This window comes from Rhizobium sp. GW821-FHT14E12 (assembly GCF_058803745.1).
The window spans coordinates 43,861-66,197 of record NZ_JBXAPH010000009.1 but is presented as its reverse complement, the minus strand read 5'-3'; the positions used below and the strand labels follow the sequence as shown (position 1 = coordinate 66,197).

The window sequence follows — 22,337 nt, the reverse complement described above, 5'->3', positions numbered from 1 at the left end:
ATAGAATACGAGGTGGAATCAGCGATTCGTCGCCGATTCGTTCCGGCTTTGATCGAGGTGTTAACGGATACAATTCCTGCGGGAATTTATTGATTTATTTTATTCGACTTCGCTTAAAGGTTAATTGCAATCCCCGATTCGGGCCGATTCTGCGCTTCAACCATCCGGAGTCCTGTGCGTTTCCTCCGTAAATGCGCTAGATATTGTGGAGAACAAAGGCGGAATCCGAAGAAATCGGTGATTCGTCGCCGATTCGTTCCGGCTTTGACCCGAATCTTAACGGGGCGCTTTCCTGAGTTGGATTCGCAAAGGAAGTCGCCATATTTACAAATGGTTAATCATGTTTCGCAAGGTAATCCCGATCCCTGCCGAATAACCGATTGACTCCCTTTTCATGGAAAAGGCGGGTGAAAAGACGATTCAGCATTTGGTGGGACTCTAGGAATCGAAATCCATATGTTGTAGTGAACAAAATAGGAACTCATCGGAGTCAGCGATTCGTCGCCGATTCGTTCTCAAGCTGTTCCGGACTCGTCGGGACTCGCCTGGGATGTAGCGATAATGTAGCTTTTGGTTGAGCTTGTTATTTATGAAATCGAATGTTGCGGCGGTTGTTTTTTGATTCAGGTCTTGCCTTTGTCACATATGGTCGTCATCTCTTCTCCTCTTCCCTGGGGAGCTTGCTGATCGTAAGACAGTGGTTTCTCGCCCATGCACGGACCTATGACTCAGACCTCGCAGCCAATGATCCTGAGCGGACGCGGCGTAACCGCGGTGCTCGGACCGACCAATACCGGCAAAACCCATTACGCTATCGAGCGCATGGTGGCGCACGGCAACGGCGTGATCGGCCTGCCGCTGCGGCTGCTGGCGCGCGAGGTCTATACGCGTGTCGTCGAGAAGGTCGGCGCGCAGAATGTTGCGCTGGTGACCGGCGAAGAGAAGATTTCGCCGCCCAATGCGCGCTATTCGGTCTGTACCGTCGAGGCCATGCCGCGCGAGACCCGCGCTTCCTTTGTTGCCATTGATGAAGTGCAGCTCGCCGGCGATCTCGAGCGCGGCCATATCTTCACCGACCGCATCCTGCATCTGCGCGGTCGTGACGAAACGCTATTGCTCGGCGCCGGAACGATGCGGCCGATCCTTGAACAATTGCTGCCGGGGATCACCGTCGTCGAGCGGCCACGCCTGTCGCATCTCTTCTATGCCGGCCAGAAAAAGATCACCCGCCTGCCGCAACGCACCGCGATCGTCGCTTTTTCCGCCGACGAGGTCTATGCCATTGCCGAGCTTATCCGCCGCCAGCGCGGTGGGGCGGCCGTCGTGCTCGGCGCGCTCAGCCCGCGCACCCGCAATGCCCAGGTGGCGCTCTATCAGGCCGGTGACGTCGAATATCTGGTGGCGACCGATGCGATCGGCATGGGCCTCAATCTCGATGTCGATCACGTTGCCTTTGCCCAGGACCGCAAGTTCGACGGCTATCAGTTCCGCAACCTCAATCCGGGCGAGCTTGGCCAGATCGCCGGCCGCGCCGGTCGCCATCTGAAGGATGGCACCTTCGGCGTGACGGGCCAGGTCGATCCCTTCGACGACGAGCTGGTGCGGCGCATCGAGGGTCATGAGTTCGATAATGTTAAGGTGCTACAGTGGCGCACCAAGCAGTTCGATTTTTCGTCGATCGCTTCGCTCCGCGCGAGCCTTGAGGAGGCGCCCCGCGTACCGGGCCTGACGCGGGCACTGCCGGCGGTTGATCAACAAGCGCTGGAAGCGCTGTCGCGCGATCTGGAAACTGCCGATCTCGCCAGCAGCCCGGCGCGGGTCGAAAAATTATGGGAAGCCTGTGCGCTTCCCGACTATCGGCGTATTACGCCCGCCCAGCATGCCGATCTTATCGCTACCCTCTTTTCCGACCTCGTGCGCTATGGCACGGTGAAGGAGGAGTTTCTTGCCGAGCAGGTGCACCGCGCCGATCGGACGGATGGCGAGATCGACACGCTTTCGGCGCGAATCGCGCAGATAAGAACTTGGACCTATGTGTCGAACCGGCCCGGATGGCTTGCCGATCCGACACACTGGCAAGAAAAGACGCGGGAAATCGAGGATCGATTGTCCGACGCGTTACATGAAAGGTTGACGAACCGCTTTGTTGATCGCAGGACATCTGTGCTCATGAAGCGCCTGAGAGAGAATGCGATGCTGGAAGCTGAAATCAGTGTGAATGGGGATGTCTTCGTTGAGGGACATCATGTGGGACAGTTGACCGGATTCCGGTTTACGCCGGTCTCGGGAACCGAGGGGCCGGACGCCAAGGCAGTCCAGACCGCCTCGCTAAAGGCGCTCGCGCTGGAATTCGAGGCGCGCGCCGCTCGGATGCATGCGGCCGGCAACAGCGATCTGGCGATCAGCGCGGACGGTCTCGTCCGTTGGCTCGGCGATCCCGTGGCGCGCCTGTCGGGTAGCGATCACATCATGCGGCCGCGGGTCATCCTGCTCGCCGACGAGCAGTTGACGGGCAATGCACGCGATCATGTCGCCGCGCGCATCGAGCGCTTCGTGAACCATCATATCAGCACGGTCCTGAAGCCGCTCGACGATCTGTCGCGCGCCGAGGACCTGCAGGGGCTGGCCAAGGGGCTGGCCTTCCAATTGGTCGAAAACCTTGGCGTTCTATTCCGCCGCGATGTCACCGAAGAGGTGAAGTCGCTGGATCAGGATGGGCGTGCCTCGATGCGTCGCTATGGCGTTCGCTTCGGTGCCTACCATATTTTCGTACCGGCCTTACTGAAGCCGGCGCCCGCCGAGCTCATCAGCCTGCTCTGGGCGCTGAAGAATGACGGCCTCGACAAGCCGGGCTATGGCGACCTGATCCCGGTGCTCGCCGCCGGCCGGACTTCCGTCGTCACCGATCCGACCTATGAGCGCACGTTCTACAAGCTCGCCGGCTTCCGTTTCCTCGGCAAGCGCGCGGTGCGTATCGACATCCTCGAGCGCCTGGCGGATATCATCCGTCCGCTGCTGCAGTGGAAGCCGGGGCAGGCGTCGCGTCCGGAAGGCGCGTATGACGGCCGCCGCTTTACGACGACGACGGCGATGCTTTCCATCCTCGGCGCAACGCTGGAAGACATGGAAGAGATCCTCAAGGGTCTCGGTTATCGCGCCGATGCCGTGAAGGCAGAGGACGCGACGGCCTACCTCGCACAGCAGGATGCCTCCTCGGCCCCGACTCCGGCGGCGCAGGCTGCCGAAGTTGCCGCCGATCACGACGACGCCGATGGCGCCAGCGATGAGCCGGCCACGGAAGGCGAAACCGTTGCCGAGGTCGCAGCTCCCGCCGCGGAAGCGCCTGCCGCTGAAGCTGCTGTCACGGAAGCTCTGGCGGAGCCGGCTGTCGCCGCCGCTGAACCTGTGGAAGCTTCTGTTACTGATGCTGCCGACGCGGCCGCTGCCGAGCCGGTCGAACCGAAGCCGGTTCTGCTTTGGCGTCTTGGCGGACGCAACGACAACCAGCAGCGCCAGGGTGGACGCGCCCAGGGCGATCGCCGCGGCCAGCAGGGCCAGGGCGAGGCACGCGGTTATCAGGGCAATCGCCGCAACAATAGCGGCGGTGAGCAGCAGCCGAGCGGCGAAGGCAATCGCGAAGGGCGCGAAGCCCGTGGCGACAATCGTGGCCCGCGTGGCAACAACCGCGATGGCGGCCGTCCTCAGAATCAGGGCAACCGCCCCGAACGCGGCGACCGTCAGGATCGTGGCGAACGGAAAGAGCGTAACGATCGCAATGACCGGAACGACCGCAACAATCGCGGTGCGCCGCAACCGTTGCGTTTCGAAGCCAAGCCGCCGCGCAAGGAAAAGCCGATCGATCCGGATTCTCCCTTCGCCAAGCTCGCGGTGCTCAAGGAGCAGATGAAGAAGTAGGCCATGACGGACGAAAAGCAGCCATCTTCCGGTTCGCGCCAGCGCATCGACAAGTGGCTGTTCTTTGCCCGTATGCTGAAATCCCGTTCGCTCGCGCAGGTTTACGTCCAGAAGGGCAATGTGCGGGTGAACGGCGAGCGGATCACGCAGCCGAGCCATGGCATCAAGGCGGGCGACCGCATCGAGCTGTCGATGGAGCGGCGCGACGTCATCCTGATCGTGCGCCTCCCAGGTGATCGCCGGGGTCCTTTCGAGGAAGCGAAGCTGCTTTACGAGGATCTGACGCCACCGCCGGACCCGACAAAACGCTTCACGCCATTCGAGCAAGCGCTGCGTTCGCCGGGCAGCGGACGGCCGACGAAACGCGAACGGCGCGCCATCGATCGGCTCACTTCCGGCGATGAATAGAAAACTCTGTCGCCCTCTGGGATTTTTCGGGATTGTTTATCCTTGAAATTGGCTGTCAAAGTGGATACCTGACGGTCAACCCGTTGGTAATCCGGCCGGGCGGCATGCTTGTGCTCAGCACATCCGCTTGTCCGTTCCGGCTTCCGGGGGAAAGGCGCGACGTTCCAGGTTGCCCGTCCACGGAAAATGAGAGTCATTCCTGGAGTGCTTCATGACATATGTCGTGACCGACAATTGCGTTCGCTGCAAATATACCGACTGCGTGGAAGTCTGCCCAGTCGACTGCTTCTACGAAGGTGAGAATTTTCTTGTCATCCATCCGGACGAGTGTATCGACTGTGGTGTTTGCGAGCCGGAATGTCCCGCCGAGGCGATCAAGCCCGATACGGAGCCGGGCCTCGACAAATGGCTGAAGATCAATGCGGACTACGCGGCGATCTGGCCGAACATCACGGTGAAGCGCGAAGCGCTGCCGGAGGCCAAGGAATTGGATGGCGAAGAGGGTAAGTTCGAGAAGTATTTCTCGGCCAATCCCGGTTCCGGCGACTGATCGAAGGCCGTGACAGGCAATCGATAAGGGTGTAGTCGGTAGTCATCGAGACGAATCATCGCCGTTGGCTTGCTGAGCGGTCAACGTGGCCGTTTGGTCGCGTGTAAAGCAAATTATTGATTTCCTCAGATTTTTATGATAGCTTCCTCACACTGATCCACTGTGGCATTCCGCATGCCCTGAACCATCACGAAAGCAAACAACCAATCCGTACGCGGTTTCCTTGACATATCAACGATTTGAGTTGTCGGGTCGGGGATCGCGATGAACGGATTTCTTTTTTTATGCGTATGGTTGGAACAGAATGAAGTCACCCCGACGGTGCTTCCGTCTCATCCGGGCCTGACTGACCCGGCCCCGGCCCTCACCGGGTGCGTAACAGGGAGTTTTTGAAAAGAATGACGACCCAGCAGAAAAAACCTTCAGCAGCACGCCATGGCTTCAAGACTGGTGAATCGATCGTATATCCCGCTCATGGCGTTGGTACGATCACCGCGATTGAAGAGCAAGAAGTCGCAGGCATGAAGCTTGAGCTTTTTGTAATCGACTTCGAAAAAGACAAAATGCGTCTGAAGGTGCCTGTGGCCAAGGCCATGAGCATTGGCATGCGTAAGCTTTCCGAGACGGATTTCGTCGAACGGGCGCTGAAGGTCGTCCAGGGCAAGGCCCGCGTCAAGCGTACCATGTGGTCGCGCCGCGCCCAGGAATATGATGCCAAGATCAATTCCGGCGATCTGATTTCCATTGCCGAGGTGGTTCGCGACCTTTATCGCGCCGAGAACCAGCCGGAGCAGTCCTATTCCGAACGTCAGCTCTATGAGGCTGCGCTTGATCGCATGGCGCGCGAAATTGCCGCCGTCAACAAGATGTCCGAAACCGAGGCTGTCCGCCTGGTCGAGACCAATCTGAACAAAGGCCCGAAGCGCGGCAAGCTCGTCGACGAAGACGAATCTCAGGACGAGGCCGCATAGGTCGAAAGCCAAAATACCACATCCAAAAAACCCGGCCATCGTGCCGGGTTTTTTCTTTGGAACCTTTTGCCGTCTGCTGCGTTTAGGCCTGGTGTTTGCGGCTGGTGTGAGTTTTTCTCGTGGAGTGATTTCTCGGACTAGCCGTTCCCCCCTGACGCTCATGAGGACCGGCCGATGCATTTTGACAGGAAATTTCCCGGCGATCTAAAGGCATTTCCTTCGCCAGGTTGTTTCGATGACATTGAATTAGACCGGTAGCCGACCGTCCGGCTATTCGGACATCGGTCTCCAATTGCATTCCATTCATAGCTTTTCATCCGCGCAGCAATGTTCGGAAACGATGTTTGCTGCCTTTTTCGTCGACCCGCGGCACAAAGATGATTTTGAGGCCGAATTTAGGGAGATGCACATGATGCATATGAAGAATATGTCTGCAGATCGGCGCATGATAAAGATCGCGATGGCGGCTCCCTATCTCGCCCGTGACGAAGAGCACGATCTTGCCATCCGCTGGAAGGACCACGAAGATCGTGGCGCCCGCAACAAAATCGCCACCGCCCATATGCGCCTGGTGATCTCCATGGCGGGGAAATTCCGCAATTTCGGCCTGCCGATGAGCGACCTTGTACAAGAAGGTTATGTAGGGCTCCTGGAGGCGGCGGCAAGGTTCGAGCCGGAGCGGGAGGTGCGATTTTCCACTTACGCAAGCTGGTGGATCCGCGCTTCGATCCAGGATTACATCCTGCGAAACTGGTCGATCGTGCGCGGTGGCACGAGTTCGGCGCAGAAGGCGCTGTTCTTCAATCTCCGCCGCCTGCGCGCCAAGCTCGCCAGGGGCGATACCAACGTGACGGTGCAATCCATCCATGAGGAAATCGCCGTCGCCCTCGGGGTCAGCCTCGTCGATGTGCAGACCATGGACGCCCGTCTTTCCAGCAATGATGCCTCACTGCAGGCGCCGTCGATATCCGGCGACGCCGAAAGTGCCGAGCGCATGGATTTCCTGATCAGCGACGAGCCTTTGCCGGACGAGCAGGTCTCCAACATGATCGACGGCGAACGCCGCCGCGTCTGGCTTGCTTCCGCGCTGAAGCATCTGAACGAACGGGAAATGAAGATTATCCGCGCGCGCCGCCTGGTGGAGGATGGCGCGACGCTGGAGGAGCTGGGCGCCGATCTCGGCATTTCCAAGGAACGCGTCCGTCAGATCGAAAGCCGCGCCATGGAGAAGCTCCGCAGCGCCCTGGTCGATGCCGATCCACGCATGGCAAGCTATGCGTGACATCCTTCTCCCCTCGGGGAGAGGGTGCCGGGGGCGGTAACGGGACGAGGAGCGTTCGTTTCCGACGCCTTTGGCGCAGGTTGGGGGCAGACTGATGCCCAGCGGCCTGCGCATGCCGCGCGCCTTCTCCCCGTTGGGGCGAAGGCGCTTTTTCTGTTGAGCGTTTCAACGCTTCACGGTAGCGTAAAAGCGCTCCATCTTTTTGCTTTGATGCAATCCGGACGGAAAACCGCAGCACGCTTTTCCTGAAATTGCCTATTCAGAGATAATCTTGACCCTGTCGCCGGGCGCGATCGACGCGCCGGTCGGCATTGCATTGATCAGCTTGAACAGATCGAGCTTGCGGTCGGTGCCCATCATCCGGGCGGCGAGCGTAGTCGTGGTGTCTCCCGCCTTGACGGTAACGACGCGCACGCGCAGCGGCTTCAGCGACGAGGCTTCCTCCGGCGTCATGTGCCGGAAGCTTGAGCGCAGCACATCGGCCGTCTGCTCGAGCTGGGTGATGCTGCCCTTCGGCACCGCCGTCAGGAAGCGGAAGATTTGCGCGCGGTCGCGCACGACGGTGACATCGAAATCCCAGCGGTCGGCCGAGGCGCGCGCGGTTGCCGCTTCCATGCCGTTGACCGTGATCGACTTGATCGATGTCGGATCGAGGCCGGTGACCCAGCCGCTGGAAATATAATTCGTCAGATTCTGGTTCTGGCTATCGGCAACGCCGTCGAAGCGGACGGCGATGTCGCCGGGGCCAGTCGCCATGACCGCCTCGACCTTGTTGTCGATGCGGAATTCGGGCGGCACGTCGAAACGGATGCCGAGCCCGCCATGCAGGAAGGTCTGGCCGCGCACATAGCCTTCCTCCGGGCTGTCGCCATAGAGCAGGCCATCGATACCGTTGAGATAGTAATCGCGTCCGGTGTCGCCGACCTTGCCTTCCTCGCCGAATTCGCGGGCATGTGCCTTGGCAAGGTCGATGCGCTGCGGCGTGCTCGGATGGCTCGATAGGAAGTCCAGGCTCTGGTCGGCGTCGGAATTGGCCGTCATGAAGCGGCTATAGTCTTCCATCGCATTGAGGAAGCGGGCGGCGGCATAGGGGTCGTAGCCGGCCTGGCCGAGTGTGCGGATGCCGATTTCGTCGGCCTGCAGCTCCTGCTGACGCGAGAAGGCGGCAAGGCGCAGCTTGCCGCGGGCAAGCGCCTGCTTGCCGGCCAGATCGCTCGACAGGACCTCAGCAACGACGCGGCTGGCGATGACCTCGGCCTCTTCGCGCTTCTGACGCTCGATACCGTGATTGGCGGTGACGTGCGCCATCTCGTGCGACAGCACAGCGGCGACTTCCGAGGCGTCGTTGGCAAGCGCCAGCAGGCCGCGCGTGACGTAGAGATAGCCGCCGGGCAGCGCAAAGGCGTTGATCGAGGGCGAATTCAGGATGGTGATGCGGTAGGACTGCTGCGGGTTTTCTGAAACGCTGGTCAGCGCGCCGGCGATGCGGGCCACAAGGCGCTCGGTCTTGGCGTCCTTATATTCGCCGCCGTAGCTCGCCAGAATGCGGGGATGCTCACGGGCGCCCATCTGCGCGCGCGGATCGTTCTTCTGCACTTCGGAGACGATCTGCGGATTGGCGGAAGGCGACACGTTCGGCTGATAGGACTGGTCCATCACCGACTGGCAGCTGTTAAGCACCGTCGCGGCGAGAAGGACGAGAGCGAAGCGGCGCGCATGGGCCGCGGTAGTCGCACTGATCCTTCGTCCCGCGTTCTTGCTCTGCTTCAGTGCCTGTATCCCACTCATTTCGCTGCCATACCGGCTGGGCGCCAAACTTGCTTGATCATGACCCGGCCCATCATGGCCGTGTGTCGTTTAAGATTGCATCCATCGCGATCAGACCTGAGTTCGACCGGATGATCCAAGCTTTTGCTGTAGCCGATTTCGGCAGCCGTTGCATAGCGAGACTCCGCTTAAATGTGACTGCGTTGTATTTTGGCAAGCATTTACGAGGACTTTCAGCCGGATGCCGCGACGAAATTAAGGCGAAATCGCCGCTGAAATGCTGCATTGCGCCTAATGTTGTAAAAATGTGATCAGCGCCGGGATGCCGTCGTGCTCCAGGAAGCGGTCGATGGGGCCCGCAAGCCGGATGGTACCGCCGTCGATGAAGATTGCGTGATCGGCAAGACGCCGGACTTCCGAGGGATCATGAGAGACGATCAGCACCGTATTGCCGGTTTCGCGGTGAAGAGCGGCCAGAAGCTCGGCCATGCCGGAGCGCAGGCCGGGGTCGAGCGCGGCAAAGGGTTCGTCGAGCAGCAGGATCGGCTTGTCGCGCACCAGCGCCCGGGCAAAGGCGGCGCGTTGCCGTTCGCCGCCCGAGAGCGTGCCCGGCTTGCGCCGCTCGAAACCGGCAAGGCCGACGCGCGCAAGCGCCTCGGATATGCGTTTCCGGTCCTCCGTCGAAAGCTTCAGTGATGGGCTGATGCCGAGCCCGACATTGGTGAAGAGATCGAGATGGGCGAAGAGGTTGCTGTCCTGGAAGACCAGCGACACAGGCCGCTCTGAGGGATGCAGGCCTGTTGCGTCCTGCCCGGCGAGCAGGATGCGGCCACGGTCCGGCGTCTCGAAGCCGGCGAGCAGGTTGAGGAAGGACGATTTTCCCGATCCGGAAGGGCCAGTGATGGCGATGATCTTGCCCTGCGGCAGATCGCAGTCGAAGCGGAAATCATGCGTGCCGAGCCGCAGCTCGACGCCCGTCATCGCAATGCTCCATTCCGCCATGTCTTGCCCGTCAGTCATTCCGCCTGCCTTCGTCTTCATGCCTGCCCTGTCCGGCCGTACCGGCGATGGTCAGCAGAAGACATACCAGCCCCAGAATGAAAGCAAGCCCGTCGGCATCGTTGGTGCGGTAGCTGCCGAGCTTGCTGTAGACCAGCCATGGCAGCGTCATCAGGCTGTCGGAGCCAAAAAGAGCGACAGCGCCGAGATCGCCGAGCGATAGCGCCATGGCGAAGGAAAGCGCTGTGAAGAAGGGTTTACGCAGGCCGGGCCAGTCGATCAGCCGTAGCCGTGCCATACCCTGAAGTCCGAGACTCGCGGCGAGGCGTTCGGTGCGGCGGCGATGGACGATATAGGCCGGTTCGATGACGCGGATGACGAAGGGCAGCGCCATCAGGGCGTTGATGGCGACGATCAGCAGTGCGGCGAAGCGGGCGGGATCTCCGAGCGGCCGCAGCGCCAGGAACCATCCGGTCGCCAGAACGATCGGCGGCACCAGCAGGACCAGTGAGGAGGTGCCGCTCAAACCGATGGCCAGCCCGCGCAGGCCGGATGCTTTGCGGCGCTCGACCAATATGGTCGAGCGGGCACGGACAATGGCAAAAGAGGTCAGCACCGCCAGAAGGCCGGCGGCGAGGGCGATGGCAAGGCTCGTTGCGGTCGCCTGTAGGAAGATCGTCTGGGTGACGAGCTTCAGAAGATCGGCCTTGAGACCGGTAACGACCACCGAGGCGAGCGGCAGGCCGATGAACAGGGCGGCAAGCAGCAGCAGCGCGCCGTCGATCCATCGGGCGGCGGGCAATGTTCCGTCGATCCGCCGTGTTGCGCGCCCGCTCGTCAATCCGTGATCGTTCGGTGCCGGCATCAGTGTCATGGCGCCGAGAATGGCGGCGGTGACGACGATTTGCAGCAAGGACAGGGTGACGGCGCGGCCGGGATCGAAATCGAAGCGCAGCGCCTGATAGATCGCCACCTCGATCGTGGTCGCCGCCGGACCGCCGCCCAGCGTCAGCACCAGCGTGAAGCTGGTGGCGCAGAGCATGAAGATCAGACCGGCGATACCGGGAATGAGGCCGCGTAGCACCGGCCATTCGATGAAACGGAAGACGGAGCCGGGGCGCATGCCAAGCCCGCTGGCCATCAGCCAATATTCCGCCGGCACGCGCTCGAGCCCGGCCAGCATCAGGCGGGCTGCCAGCGGCAGGTTGAAGAAGACATGGGCGAGCAGAATGCCCGTCAGCCCGTAGATGCTGACCGGCTGCGACAGGCCGAGGCTCGTCAGTGCCTGATTGATGATGCCCTGGCGTCCCCAGATGCCGAGCAGGCCGAGCGCGCCGATCAGCACCGGCAGGCCCATGGGGACGGCCATCAACCGGATCAGCCAGAGCCGGCCCGGAAAGCGCGGCTGTCGGGCCAGCGCGCGGGCGATCGGGATCGCAAGGAGGATGGAGAGCAGGGTGGAGAGCGTCGCCTGCAGCAGAGTGAAGCGCAGCACGCGGAGAATATAGGGGTCGGCAAGCGGGTTGCCGTCGCCGGATCTGATGCCGGCGGCAAGCAGGGTGACGATGGCGACACCGATGAAGACGGCGATGCCGGCGAGGCTGAATGCTCCGCCGGCAATGGCATGTCGTCTCTCGGGCGCCGTCAGTATCATGTCGGCGTCAGTTGGTGCTGGTGGCCGTCAGCCATTCGTCGATCCAGGCCTTGCGGTTCTTCTCGACTTCGTCCGGGCTCATCAGGAAGGTCTTGGCGGGAACGACCAGCTTGCCGAAGGCATCCGGCAGCGGCTCGGAGGTGGCCGAGACCGGCATCATCCAGTTGTTGGTCGGGATGGTGTCCTGGAAGCCGGGCGAGACCATGAACTTCAGGAAGTCGCGGGCAAGATCCTTGTTCGGTGACGACTTGATCAGGCCGGCCACTTCGATCTGGATGTAATGACCTTCGGAGAAGGAGGCGGCCTGATAGCGGTCGGTCTTCTCCTCGATCATGTGATAGGCGGCCGAGGTCGTATAGGAGAGCACCATCGGCGCTTCGCCCTTGGTGAAGAGGCCATAGGCTTCCGACCAGCCGGGCGTCACGGTCAGGATGCGGCCCTTGAGCTTCGTCCAGGCGTCGGCCGCCTTGTCGCCATAGACCGACTTGACCCAGAGCAGCAGGCCGAGGCCCGGCGTCGAGGTGCGCGGGTCCTCGATGACGATCTTCTGCGACGGATCGCCCTCGACCAGTTCCTTCAGGCTCTTTGGCGGGTTCTTGATCGTCTGGGTGTCGTAGATCACGGCGAAATGGCCGTAGTCGTAGGGGACGAAGACATCGTCTTTGAAATCGCCGGGAACCTTGAGGGCCGAGGTATCGACGCCGCTGGTGTCGAACAGGCCGGTGTCCTTGGCCTCGCTGACGAGGTTGGTGTCGAGGCCGAGAACGACGTCGGCCTTGGTGGCCGCGCCTTCCAGCTTCAGCCGGGAGAGCAGCGCCACGCCGTCGGTGACACTGACATAGTTGACCGTGCAGCCGCAGGTCTTCTCGAAGGCGGCCTTGACCTTGGCGCCGGGACCCCACTCGGCGGTGAAGCTTTCATAGGTGTATATGGTCAGCGTCTTGTCGGCGGCCTCCGCGGCCTGCGCGGCAAGAAGCGTGGTGCCGGCGGCAAAAGCCAGCCCGGCAAAGAATGTCATCAGCGATCGGTTGGGCATGGCAGCGCCTCCTCTTGGTTTCATCTTGAACGGGAAAAGGGCGCTATGATTTCGTCACGCGTCTAATCCCTCCGCCGGTGTTAGCCGGATCAGGTTCCGCGGGTTGACCGGTGAAGGCCTCTCAGCCAGATGTCTTTGAAAGACATAAGGCACCCCGTTAGAGCGTTGGCAGATTTAGCCTCGTGATGAAGGGATGACAAGGGGGATGATTCTCTTGTCGGTTGCGGCGATGCGCGACTTATTCCGCGGCGTGAGCGGCGGCTTGGCTGTCGAGCTTCTTGGCGGCGCTCGGAAGCTGGACGTTCTTCAGCGTGATCGAGGTCAGCAGGCCGATGAAGCAGATGGCGGCGGCCGTCATGAACAACGGGCTGAAGGCACTGGCATAGGCGCTGGCGACCGCTTCGCGCGTGGCGTCCGGCAGGGCGGCCATCATCTTCGGCGTTAGCTCCTTGATGTTGGGAACACCGGGAATGGAGACGCCGACATTACCGAGCTTGGCGGCGATGATGGCGCCGTAGATGGAGATGGCGATCGAGGCGCCGCCCATGCGCGACAGCGTCACGGCGCCGGTGGCCGCTCCGACATCGCGGCTGGCGGCGGTGTTCTGGATGCCGATGACCGGTACCTGTTGGGCAAGACCGATGCCGATGCCGTGCAGCAACATCAGGGCGCCGATAAAGGCGATCGGCGTGCCGGCATGAACCTGTGCCAGTGTTGCGAAGGCGATGGTGCTGCAGGCGGCGCTGGCGATGGCAAAGGGCTTGTAGCGGCCCCTCGCCGAAATCAGCCGGCCGGCCGAAAGCGAGCCGCAGACGATGCCGCCGGTCAACAGGATGAAGAGTAGCCCCGCCACCGACGGCGACAGGCCGGTTGTCGTTTGCAGAAAGAGCGCGAAATAATTGACCATGCCGATCGCGACTGCGCCGCTGGTGATCGAGATGATCAAGAGCAGCCCGAAGGTCGGGTTGCGGAACAGCGTCAGCGGCACAATCGGCTCCGGTGCGCGGCGCTCGACGAAGATCCATGCGATTGCGCAAAGCGTACCGAAGGCGATGATCCCAAGGCATTGCGGCGACAGCAGCGAGCCGAAAAGTTCGGTGCCGTCGGCGGCAAGCACGATACTGGTGGTCGTGAGCGCTAATAGGATAGCGCCGGCATAGTCGATCTTCGGCTTACGGGCCGGCTTGCGGTAGGGCAGCATGAAAGCGAGGCCGGCAAGGACGATGAAGCCGATCGGTACGTTGACGAGGAAGATCGAGCGCCAGCCGAAGAGGTCGCTCATCGTGCCGCCGAGAACCGGGCCGATGGCGCCCGACGCCATCAGCACCAGGCTGGAATAGCTCTGGTAGCGGGCGCGCTCGCGCGGCTCGAAAAGGTCGGCGTTGACGGCGAAGATCGACACCAGGATGCCGCCGCCGCCAAGGCCCTGCAGGACGCGGGCGGCGATCAGCGTATCCATCGACACAGCAAGACCGCAGACGGCCGAGCCGATGGTAAAGATCGCGATCGCGGTCATCATCACATATTTGCGGCCGAAGAGGTCGCCGAGCTTGCCGTAGACCGGCATGACGGCGGACAGGGACAGCAGATAGGCGGAGCCAATCCAGCCGAAGCGTTCCAGATGCCCGAATTCGCCGACGATGGTCGGCAGCGCCGTCGAGACGATCTGGTTGTCGAGCGTTGCCATGAACATGGCGGTCATCAGGAAGAGAAAGAGGATGAGCCGGCGGCGGTGATCCGCAACGAGCGGTGCGGGCGTAGTCTGCATGTCCATGGAACGAGAAATCCGAGCTTGCCTGGAGTGCCGCGCGTTCGACCGAACGGGCATGGGTCGCTCCAGTTCCTGAATCCGCAGCATCTTGCTTTCGGGTAGGCTATTCGAGGGCAACATGTTGCAGGACAATATATATGCTATTGGCATATAATTGTCAACGGCAGATGAATGCCGTTTGCATATTTTAATATCGGCCCATCTTTGATATGCTGGCGGGATGACATCAGCAACGACCACACGAGAAATTGAAACGACGCCGCTGCCTGAGGACGAGAACCTGCTGCGCATCGGCCAGGTGATGACGCGTATGCGCCTGATGACGGGCCGCCGCATGATCGGGCGGCTGGCCATCCAGAACGTTGCGCCGGGGCTGGAGCTTTCGCATCTTGACGTCATCGATGCCGTCAGGCGGGCGGAAGTGTCCGGTGAAGTCACGGTCGGGGCGATCGCCGAGATCCTGCGTATCGACCCTTCGCGGGCAAGCCGCATCGTCGCCGAGATGGTGACCCGCGGCGTGCTGCGCCGCAAGGCATCGCAGGCCGATGCGCGGCGCATCGTCGTCGTGCTGACGACGCTCGGTCAAAGGCTGCTTGCCGAAATCCAGGCGCAGAAGTTCGCTCTCATCGAAAGCATCCTTGCGGATTGGTCGGCCGAGGATATCGAGGCCTTTTCGCATCTGTTCGACCGTTTTATCGGCGGCTATGAGCATGCTTTTCAGACGCGCCTCAAGGAAACCGCCGACTGAATGCCGGCTTGGCGCTCAACAGCGCTCTTCCTAGGGACATGTCTTTGCGCTATGGGCTTGGCACATGAGCCAATCCACGACCTTCACCATCCTCCTTGGCGGCGAGTTGCGCCTGACGGACCGGTTGCGCGCCGAGACGGCCGGCAGCCGTTTCATCGCGGCGGATGGCGGCATGCGCCATGCCGTGGCGCTGAATGCGACGCCCGAGCTCTGGGTCGGCGATTTCGACTCGACGCCAGCGGACCTGCGCAGCGCCTTTCCCGATGTACTGAAGCAGCCCTATCCGGCGGCGAAGGCTGCGACGGACGGCGAGATCGCCATCGCGGAGGCGATCGATCGCGGCGCCAAGCGGCTGATCCTTGTCGGCGCCATGGGCGGAGAGCGTTCGGATCATGCGATCCAGCATCTGCTCTACGGCATCCAGCTTGCCGAAAAGGGCTTCGACGTGCTGCTGACCTCGGGCGACGAAGAGGCGGTGCCGTTGCTGCCGGGCGATATGGAACTGGCGCTGCCTGCGGGTTCGCTGTTTTCCGTTCTTGGTTTCAGCGATCTGACGGGGCTGTTCATTCATAACGTCCGCTATCCCTTGCGCGATTTCCATCTGCCCTTCGGGGCGTCGCGCACGATTTCCAATGTTGCGGAAGGCGCTGTGCGCTTTTCGCTCGGCAGCGGCAGGGCAATCGTCCTTGCCCGCCCATATGATCTTACCGGAGTCTGATCTTGGCCCCTCCCATTTTGAAACTCGACGATATCTTCCTGAGCTTTGGCGGTGCGCCCTTGCTGGCTGGCGCCGGGCTGCAGGTGGAGCCGGGCGACAAGATCTGCCTGGTCGGCCGCAACGGCTCGGGCAAGTCGACGCTCCTGAAGATCGCCGCCGGCATGGTCGAGGCGCAGTCCGGTGAAGTATTCCGTCATCCGTCGTCGACGGTGCGCTATCTCGAGCAGGCACCGGATTTCGGCGATTACAAGACGGTGGCCGCCTATGCCGAAGCCGGGCTCGGGCCGGGCGACGATCCCTATCGCGTCACCTATCTGCTCTCGCATCTCGGATTGACGGGCGAGGAAGATCCGAAGACGCTTTCGGGCGGTGAAGCGCGCCGCGCAGCACTTGCCCGCGTTATGGCGCCGGAACCGGATATTCTTCTGCTCGACGAGCCGACCAACCATCTGGACCTGCCGACCATCGAGTGGCTGGAAGGCGAGTTGCAGAAGACCCGCAGCGCCCTGGTCCTGATTTCGCACGACCGTCGTTTTCTTGAAAAGGTCTCAACGGCGACCGTCTGGCTCGATCGCGGTACGTCGCGGCGGCTCGATCGCGGCTTTGCCCATTTCGAAGCCTGGCGCGATCAGGTGCTGGAAGCCGAAGAGCTGGAGCAGCACAAGCTCGGCAAGGCGATCGAGCGTGAGGAACATTGGCTGCGTTACGGCGTGACCGCGCGGCGCAAGCGCAACATGCGCCGTCTCGGCGAATTGCACGATATGCGCTCGCGCCATCGCGGCCATAGGGGCGCGCTGGGTTCCGTGCAGGCGGCTGCCGCCGATGCGCAGGAGAGCGGCAAGCTGGTGATCGAGGCCGACAAGATCACCAAGGCCTATGACGAGCGCGTCATCGTCGCGCCGTTCTCGATACGCGTGCATCGCGGCGACTGCATCGGTCTCGTCGGCCCGAACGGCGCCGGCAAGACGACGTTGCTGAAGATGCTGACGGGCCAATTGAAGCCGGATAGCGGCAAGGTGAAGCTCGGCACCAATCTGGAGATCGCCACCCTCGACCAGAAGCGCGAGGAGCTCAATCCGGAGGATACGCTTGCCAACTATCTGACCGACGGGCGCGGCGAAAACCTGCTGGTCAATGGCGAGCAGCGGCATGTTACGGGCTATATGAAGGAATTCCTATTCCAGCCGGAACAGGCTCGCACGCCGATCAAGAATCTTTCCGGCGGCGAGCGTGCCCGGCTGATGCTGGCGCGCATCCTGTCGCGTCCGACCAATCTTCTGATCCTCGACGAACCGACCAACGATCTTGACATCGAGACGCTGGACCTACTGCAGGAGATCGTCGCCGGCTTCAACGGCACCGTCATTCTCGTCAGCCACGACCGCGATTTCCTCGACCGTACCGTGACCTCGACCATCGCGCCGGCCAATCCGGATGACCCGGACGGCCGCTGGATCGAATATGCCGGCGGTTATTCCGACATGCTTGTCCAGCGCAAAGGCGCGATGGAAGAGCGCAAGCGGGCGGAGAAGGCGGCTGAGAAGCCGAAGGCGGCCGGGACGTCTGCGTCTGCCGCTGATGCTTCGAAGGGCAAGGCAAAGCTTTCTTTCAAGCAGAAATTCGCCCTGGAAAACCTGCCGAAGGAAATGGCCAAGGCCGAGGCTGAGATTGCTGCCCGCGAAAAGAAGATGGCTGATCCTAACCTCTTCACCAAGGATCCGGCGAGCTTCAATCGTCTGGCGGCCGAAATGGAAAAGCTGCGCGATAGCCTCACGAAGATGGAAGAGGAATGGCTGGAGCTGGAAATGCTGCGCGAAGAGCTGGAAGGCTGAGGGGCCACTGACGTCTCACCCATCTCGCTGTTTCAGCCTTGGGTGTTCTTTCTATATTAGAAAAAACAAATGGTTGCGCGTGGCCACAACACGCTAATCTCTGTTGTCGAATTCAATAAACCGTTTATACATTATGCTGAAATACCAGCCTTCGGGTTGGGTGATACGCAGGTCGACATGACCTGCGATGCAGTGGGGAGTCCGAAGGACTTGATTGGATTTCGCCGTCGGTGGCGACAGGTCCTTCGCGGAAGATTGCAGGCAGACATGACGAACGCTTGACGCGGCTTCCGGCCGTGGGTGGCTTGTTGTTCTAGGGGGGCCTTCATGCCGAAGACGCTGGCGCGTATCGCTATATTCAGCTTCACAATTGCTATTCTTACGGGGTCTCAGGTGCTGGCGCAGAGCGCGCCGCCCGCGGCACCGGTCACGGTCGCCAAGCCCGTTGTCCGCGATGTCATCGACAGCGACGAATTCATCGGGCGCTTCCAGGCGGTCGACGAGGTTTCCGTCCGTTCGCGCGTCGGTGGCTATCTCCAGGAGGTGCATTTCGAGGACGGCACCATGGTCAAGCAGGGCGACCTGCTCTTCGTCATCGACCAGCGGCCGTTCATCACGACGCTCAATGAGGCGACGGCTTCGCTGGAAGTGGCGAATTCGTCCCTGACGCTCGCCGATGCGCAGTTCAAGCGCGCGCAATCGCTGTCGACAACAGGCAGCCAATCGGCCTCGACACTGGATGACCGCCGTCGTGATCTTATCTCTGCGCAAGCGAATGTCCGTGGCGCGCAGGCCTCCGTCGACCGCGCCAATCTCGACATGGATTTCACGAAGATCACTGCGCCACTCAGCGGCCGTATCGACCGGCGGCTGATTTCGGTCGGCAATCTTGTTCAGGCCGACCAGACGGTATTGACGACCATCGTCTCGCTCGACCCGATCGATTTCTATTTCGATGTCGATGAACGCCGGTTGCTGTCCTATGCCGACGAGGCGCGCAAGCATGGCAGCGCGCTGCAGCAGGGTGGCGGCGGTCTCAATGTCACAGTGACGATTGCCGATGCCGGCCAGAAGGCATTCAAGGGCAAGCTCGATTTCGCGGAAAACCGAGTGGACAATCAAACCGGCACGATACGCGTGCGTGCTCGCTTCCCCAATCCGAATTTCGTGCTGCAGCCTGGCCTTTTCGGCCGCATTCAGGTCGAGGGCTCCAACAGCTACAAGGCGATTCTCGTTCCAGACGAAGCCATCGGTTCCGACCAGAACCAGCGTGTCGTTTATACCGTCGGCACGGATGGCAGCGTCACGCCGAAGGCCGTCCGGCTCGGGCCGAAACTTTATGGCTATCGCGTTATCCGCGAAGGCATGACCGGCGACGAAACCATCGTCGTCAACGGACTGATGCGCATCCGGCCCGGCGTCAAGGTCGCGCCGCAATTGATCGAGCTGCCTCAGGAGGCATCGAATCCTGACGCGCCAGCCCAGGCGGACCAGGGGACGGACCAATGAGGTTTTCCCATTTCTTCGTAGACCGGCCGATTTTCGCGTCGGTCCTGTCCATCGTGTTGCTGATCGTCGGCGGCATCGCCTATTTCCAGCTTCCGGTCGCGCAGTATCCCGAGGTTGCGCCGCCGACCATCGTCATTCGAACATCCTATCCGGGCGCCGATTCCCAGACCATCGCCGATACGGTGGCGACGCCGATCGAGCAGGAGGTCAACGGCGTCGAGGACATGCTCTACATGTCCTCCTATTCCAGCGCCGACGGCTCGATGTCGCTGACGATCACCTTCAAGCTCGGCACCGATCTCGACAAGGCGCAGGTTCTCGTTCAGAACCGCGTCGCCATCGCCGAGCCGCGCCTGCCGGAAGAAGTCCGCCGCATCGGCATCACCACGGTCAAGAGCTCGCCCGACCTGATGATGGTCGTGCATCTGCTGTCGCCAAGCAACCGCTATGACCAGCTCTATATTTCCAACTATGCCCGCTCGCGCATCCGCGACCTTCTTGTGCGTCTCGACGGCGTCGGCGACGTGCAGCTCTTCGGCGAGCGGCAATATTCGCTGCGCATCTGGCTCGACCCGGAAAAGCTTGCTTCCTACGGCATGACCGCCGGCGACATCGTCCAGGCTTTGCGGGACCAGAACGTGCAGGTGTCTGGCGGTTCGATCGGCGGGCCGCCGGTTTCGGGCACCAACGCCTTTCAATATACGGTGACGACCCAGGGGCGCTTTTCCGATGCGCGGCAATTCCGCTACGTCATCGTCAAGGCGACGGATAGCGGCCGGCTCGTGCAGCTGCAGGACGTGGCGCGTATTGAGCTTGGTGCGCAGGATTACGTCACCAACAGCTATCTGAATGGCAGTCCTGCCGTTGCGCTCGGCGTCTTTGCTCGACCCGGTACCAATGCGCTCGATGCCGCCGCCGATATCGAAAAGACGATGAAGAGCCTGGCGCAGGATTTTCCGCAGGGGCTCGAATATCGCATCATCTACAATCCGACCGAATTCATCGCGGAATCGATCAACGAGGTCTACAAGACGATCTTCGAAGCCGCCGTGCTGGTCGCCATCGTCGTGCTGGTCTTCCTGCAATCCTGGCGGACGGCGATCATTCCGATCGTCGCCATTCCTGTGTCGCTGATCGGCACATTTGCCTTCCTGCTCGCTTTCGGCTTCTCGCTCAACATGCTGACGCTGTTCGGCCTGGTGCTTGCCATCGGCATCGTCGTCGACGATGCGATCGTGGTGGTCGAGAATGTCGAGCGCAATCTGGCGCTCGGAATGACGCCGAAGGAGGCGTCGCATGTGACGATGAACGAGGTCGGCACCGCGGTTCTGGCGATTTCGCTGGTGCTGATCGCCGTCTTCCTGCCGACGGCCTTCATTCCGGGTATAACGGGGCAGTTCTACCGGCAATTCGCGGTGACCATCTCGATTGCGACGGCGATTTCCTGCCTGAATTCATTGACGCTGTCGCCGGCGATCGCCGCGATCGTGCTGCGTCCGCACGACCACAAGAAATCCAATAATATTTTCTCGCGCTTCGGCCGCGCTCTCGGCGACGGCTTCAACCGGGGCTTCGAGGCGATGAGCCGGGGCTATTCCTGGGTCATCCGCCATCTCGTCACCACCTGGGTCGCGCTTGGCTGCGCCCTTCTCGTCTTTGTCGGGCTGCTCGGCGCGACGTGGTACATGGGCAGGATCGTGCCGCAGGGCTTCGTGCCCACCATGGACCAGGGCTATGCCATCGTTGTCGTGCAATTGCCTGATGGCGCATCGCTGGCGCGCACCAACGCGGTCATCGAGAAGGCAACCGCGATCATCAACAAGACGCCTGGCATCGAGAATGCCGTCGCCTTTGCCGGCTTCAACGGCGCGACCTTCACCAACGCCTCGAATTCGGGCGTCATCTTCACACCGTTCAAACCCTTCGAGGAGCGCTTGAAGAGTGGAGAGACGGCCAGCAAGATCATCGGCCAGCTCTTCGGCAATCTGCAGGGCATTCAGGAGGCCTTCATCATCGCCATTCCGCCGCCTTCCATCCGCGGCGTCGGCAATTCCGGCGGCTTCAAAATGCAGATCATGGACCGGGAAAATCCTGACATGCGCCGCATCCTGCCGCTTGCCTACCAGATGATGGGCGCGGCGGCGCAAAATAAGGGCGTCAGCGGCGTCTTCACCACCTTCTCGGCCAATAGCCCGCAATATTTCCTGGCGGTCGACCGCGACAAGGCGCGGGCGCTGAATGTGCCGATCCCGAATATCTTCGAAACGTTGTCGATCAACCTCGGCACATCCTATGTCAACGACTTCAACGCTTTCGGCCGCGTCTACCAGGTACGGGCGCAGGCCGATCAGCAATATCGCATGGACCGCGAGGATATTCTGGCACTGAAGGTTCGCTCCGCTACCGGCGCGCTGGTGCCGCTCGGCACCCTCGTCGATATCCGCGATACGACCGGGCCGACGCTGGTGCAGCGTTACAACATGTATGTCTCGGTTCCCCTCCAGGGCAATCCCGGGCCGGGCGTATCGACGGGCAGCGCGCTCGATACGATGGAAGGGCTGGCAAAGAACCTCTTGCCGACCGGAACGACCTTCGAATGGACGGAGCTTGCCTATCAGGAAAGGAATACCGGCAATACGGCGGTCTATATCTTCGCCCTGTCGGTCATCTTCGTGTTCCTGGCGCTTGCCGCACAGTATGAAAGCTGGACCCTGCCGCTCGCCATCATCCTGATCGTACCGCTGGCGGTGCTGGCCGCGTTGATCGGGGTGCATCTCAGAGGCATGGACAACAATATTCTGACGCAGATCGGCCTGATCGTGCTGATCGGTCTCGCGGCCAAGAACGCGATCCTGATCGTGGAATTTGCGCGTCAGGCGCAATTGGAGGGCAAGAGTGCCGTCGAGGCGGCGATCGAGGCCAGCCATCTGCGCCTGCGGCCGATCCTGATGACCGCCTTCGCCTTCATCTTCGGCGTCGTGCCGCTGATGATTGCCACTGGCCCCGGCGCCGAAATGCGCCAGTCGCTCGGCACGGCGGTCTTCTCCGGCATGCTCGGAGTGACGCTGTTCGGCCTGTTCCTGACCCCGGTCTTCTACGTCGTGCTGCGCAGAGGGCGCAGGCAGCCAGAGGCGCCAGTGGCGAAGACCGTGGTGCCGGATGCTGCCGTGCACTGAT

The 22,337-nt window shown here is 61.4% G+C and carries 15 protein-coding genes and 1 riboswitch; of the genes, 10 read left to right on the top strand and 5 right to left on the bottom strand.

The window, feature by feature from the left end; genetic code table 11:
• Positions 1–723: 723 nt before the first annotated feature.
• The 5 genes from AC1RO0_RS25755 to AC1RO0_RS25735 all read left to right on the top strand — a co-directional run bounded on the left by AC1RO0_RS25755 (position 724) and on the right by AC1RO0_RS25735 (position 7,126).
• Positions 724–3,915, top strand: a complete 3,192-nt coding sequence (locus AC1RO0_RS25755; protein ID WP_498595419.1) for a helicase-related protein — start codon at positions 724–726, stop codon at positions 3,913–3,915.
• Between the two features lie 3 nt (positions 3,916–3,918).
• Positions 3,919–4,323 (top strand): RNA-binding S4 domain-containing protein, encoded by a 405-nt coding sequence (locus tag AC1RO0_RS25750; protein ID WP_498595418.1) that lies wholly within the window; start codon positions 3,919–3,921, stop codon positions 4,321–4,323.
• A 211-nt stretch (positions 4,324–4,534) separates the two neighbouring features.
• A complete protein-coding gene (gene fdxA, locus AC1RO0_RS25745) occupies positions 4,535–4,873 on the top strand; it encodes a ferredoxin FdxA (protein ID WP_498595417.1) in 339 nt (112 codons plus the stop codon).
• A gap of 398 nt (positions 4,874–5,271) precedes the next feature.
• Complete coding sequence (locus tag AC1RO0_RS25740; protein WP_498595416.1) at positions 5,272–5,844, top strand: CarD family transcriptional regulator; 573 nt, start codon at positions 5,272–5,274, stop codon at positions 5,842–5,844.
• Between the two features lie 418 nt (positions 5,845–6,262).
• Positions 6,263–7,126 (top strand): RNA polymerase factor sigma-32, encoded by an 864-nt coding sequence (locus tag AC1RO0_RS25735; protein WP_498595579.1) that lies wholly within the window; start codon positions 6,263–6,265, stop codon positions 7,124–7,126.
• A gap of 255 nt (positions 7,127–7,381) precedes the next feature.
• Here the strand turns inward: AC1RO0_RS25735 and AC1RO0_RS25730 are convergent, their stop codons facing one another.
• The 5 genes from AC1RO0_RS25730 to AC1RO0_RS25710 form a co-directional block, all read right to left on the bottom strand.
• Complete coding sequence (locus AC1RO0_RS25730) at positions 7,382–8,914, bottom strand: M48 family metalloprotease (protein WP_498595415.1); 1,533 nt, start codon at positions 8,912–8,914, stop codon at positions 7,382–7,384.
• Positions 8,915–9,184: 270 nt separating this feature from the next.
• On the bottom strand, positions 9,185–9,913 hold the full coding sequence (locus AC1RO0_RS25725; protein ID WP_498595414.1) for a thiamine ABC transporter ATP-binding protein: 729 nt from the start codon (positions 9,911–9,913) through the stop codon (positions 9,185–9,187).
• Positions 9,906–11,546 (bottom strand): thiamine/thiamine pyrophosphate ABC transporter permease ThiP, encoded by a 1,641-nt coding sequence (gene thiP / locus AC1RO0_RS25720; RefSeq protein WP_498595413.1) that lies wholly within the window; start codon positions 11,544–11,546, stop codon positions 9,906–9,908. The genes AC1RO0_RS25725 and thiP overlap by 8 nt, the downstream gene beginning before the upstream one ends.
• 7 nt (positions 11,547–11,553) lie before the next feature.
• A complete protein-coding gene (thiB, locus tag AC1RO0_RS25715; protein WP_498595412.1) occupies positions 11,554–12,582 on the bottom strand; it encodes a thiamine ABC transporter substrate binding subunit in 1,029 nt (342 codons plus the stop codon).
• Between the two features lie 49 nt (positions 12,583–12,631).
• Positions 12,632–12,749: riboswitch (TPP riboswitch) on the bottom strand.
• A gap of 71 nt (positions 12,750–12,820) precedes the next feature.
• Complete coding sequence (locus AC1RO0_RS25710) at positions 12,821–14,356, bottom strand: MDR family MFS transporter (RefSeq protein WP_498595411.1); 1,536 nt, start codon at positions 14,354–14,356, stop codon at positions 12,821–12,823.
• A 217-nt stretch (positions 14,357–14,573) separates the two neighbouring features.
• On the opposite strand from AC1RO0_RS25710, the gene AC1RO0_RS25705 reads away from it, so the two are divergent.
• From AC1RO0_RS25705 to AC1RO0_RS25685, 5 genes are all read left to right on the top strand, one after another.
• Positions 14,574–15,101: a MarR family winged helix-turn-helix transcriptional regulator gene (locus tag AC1RO0_RS25705; protein ID WP_498595410.1), complete on the top strand. Its 528-nt coding sequence runs from the start codon at positions 14,574–14,576 to the stop codon at positions 15,099–15,101.
• 64 nt (positions 15,102–15,165) lie between these two features.
• Positions 15,166–15,819: a thiamine diphosphokinase gene (locus AC1RO0_RS25700; RefSeq protein WP_498595409.1), complete on the top strand. Its 654-nt coding sequence runs from the start codon at positions 15,166–15,168 to the stop codon at positions 15,817–15,819.
• 2 nt (positions 15,820–15,821) lie between these two features.
• A complete protein-coding gene (locus AC1RO0_RS25695; RefSeq protein ID WP_498595408.1) occupies positions 15,822–17,651 on the top strand; it encodes an ABC-F family ATP-binding cassette domain-containing protein in 1,830 nt (609 codons plus the stop codon).
• A gap of 327 nt (positions 17,652–17,978) precedes the next feature.
• Positions 17,979–19,160 carry an efflux RND transporter periplasmic adaptor subunit gene (locus AC1RO0_RS25690; RefSeq protein ID WP_498595407.1) on the top strand — a complete coding sequence of 394 codons (1,182 nt, stop codon included), beginning with the start codon at positions 17,979–17,981 and terminating at the stop codon, positions 19,158–19,160.
• Positions 19,157–22,336 (top strand): efflux RND transporter permease subunit, encoded by a 3,180-nt coding sequence (locus AC1RO0_RS25685; protein ID WP_498595406.1) that lies wholly within the window; start codon positions 19,157–19,159, stop codon positions 22,334–22,336. The genes AC1RO0_RS25690 and AC1RO0_RS25685 overlap by 4 nt, the downstream gene beginning before the upstream one ends.
• The last annotated feature ends 1 nt before the right edge of the window (position 22,337 follow it).

Coding starts and splice junctions, on each gene's coding strand:
- AC1RO0_RS25725 (WP_498595414.1), bottom strand. CDS start 9,913: ATGACTGACGGGCAAGACATGGCGGAATGGAGCATTGCGATGACGGGC.
- AC1RO0_RS25730 (WP_498595415.1), bottom strand. CDS start 8,914: ATGAGTGGGATACAGGCACTGAAGCAGAGCAAGAACGCGGGACGAAGG.
- thiP (WP_498595413.1), bottom strand. CDS start 11,546: ATGATACTGACGGCGCCCGAGAGACGACATGCCATTGCCGGCGGAGCA.
- AC1RO0_RS25705 (WP_498595410.1), top strand. CDS start 14,574: ATGACATCAGCAACGACCACACGAGAAATTGAAACGACGCCGCTGCCT.
- fdxA (WP_498595417.1), top strand. CDS start 4,535: ATGACATATGTCGTGACCGACAATTGCGTTCGCTGCAAATATACCGAC.
- AC1RO0_RS25755 (WP_498595419.1), top strand. CDS start 724: ATGACTCAGACCTCGCAGCCAATGATCCTGAGCGGACGCGGCGTAACC.
- AC1RO0_RS25700 (WP_498595409.1), top strand. CDS start 15,166: ATGAGCCAATCCACGACCTTCACCATCCTCCTTGGCGGCGAGTTGCGC.
- thiB (WP_498595412.1), bottom strand. CDS start 12,582: ATGCCCAACCGATCGCTGATGACATTCTTTGCCGGGCTGGCTTTTGCC.
- AC1RO0_RS25735 (WP_498595579.1), top strand. CDS start 6,263: ATGAAGAATATGTCTGCAGATCGGCGCATGATAAAGATCGCGATGGCG.
- AC1RO0_RS25690 (WP_498595407.1), top strand. CDS start 17,979: ATGCCGAAGACGCTGGCGCGTATCGCTATATTCAGCTTCACAATTGCT.
- AC1RO0_RS25710 (WP_498595411.1), bottom strand. CDS start 14,356: ATGGACATGCAGACTACGCCCGCACCGCTCGTTGCGGATCACCGCCGC.
- AC1RO0_RS25750 (WP_498595418.1), top strand. CDS start 3,919: ATGACGGACGAAAAGCAGCCATCTTCCGGTTCGCGCCAGCGCATCGAC.
- AC1RO0_RS25740 (WP_498595416.1), top strand. CDS start 5,272: ATGACGACCCAGCAGAAAAAACCTTCAGCAGCACGCCATGGCTTCAAG.
- AC1RO0_RS25685 (WP_498595406.1), top strand. CDS start 19,157: ATGAGGTTTTCCCATTTCTTCGTAGACCGGCCGATTTTCGCGTCGGTC.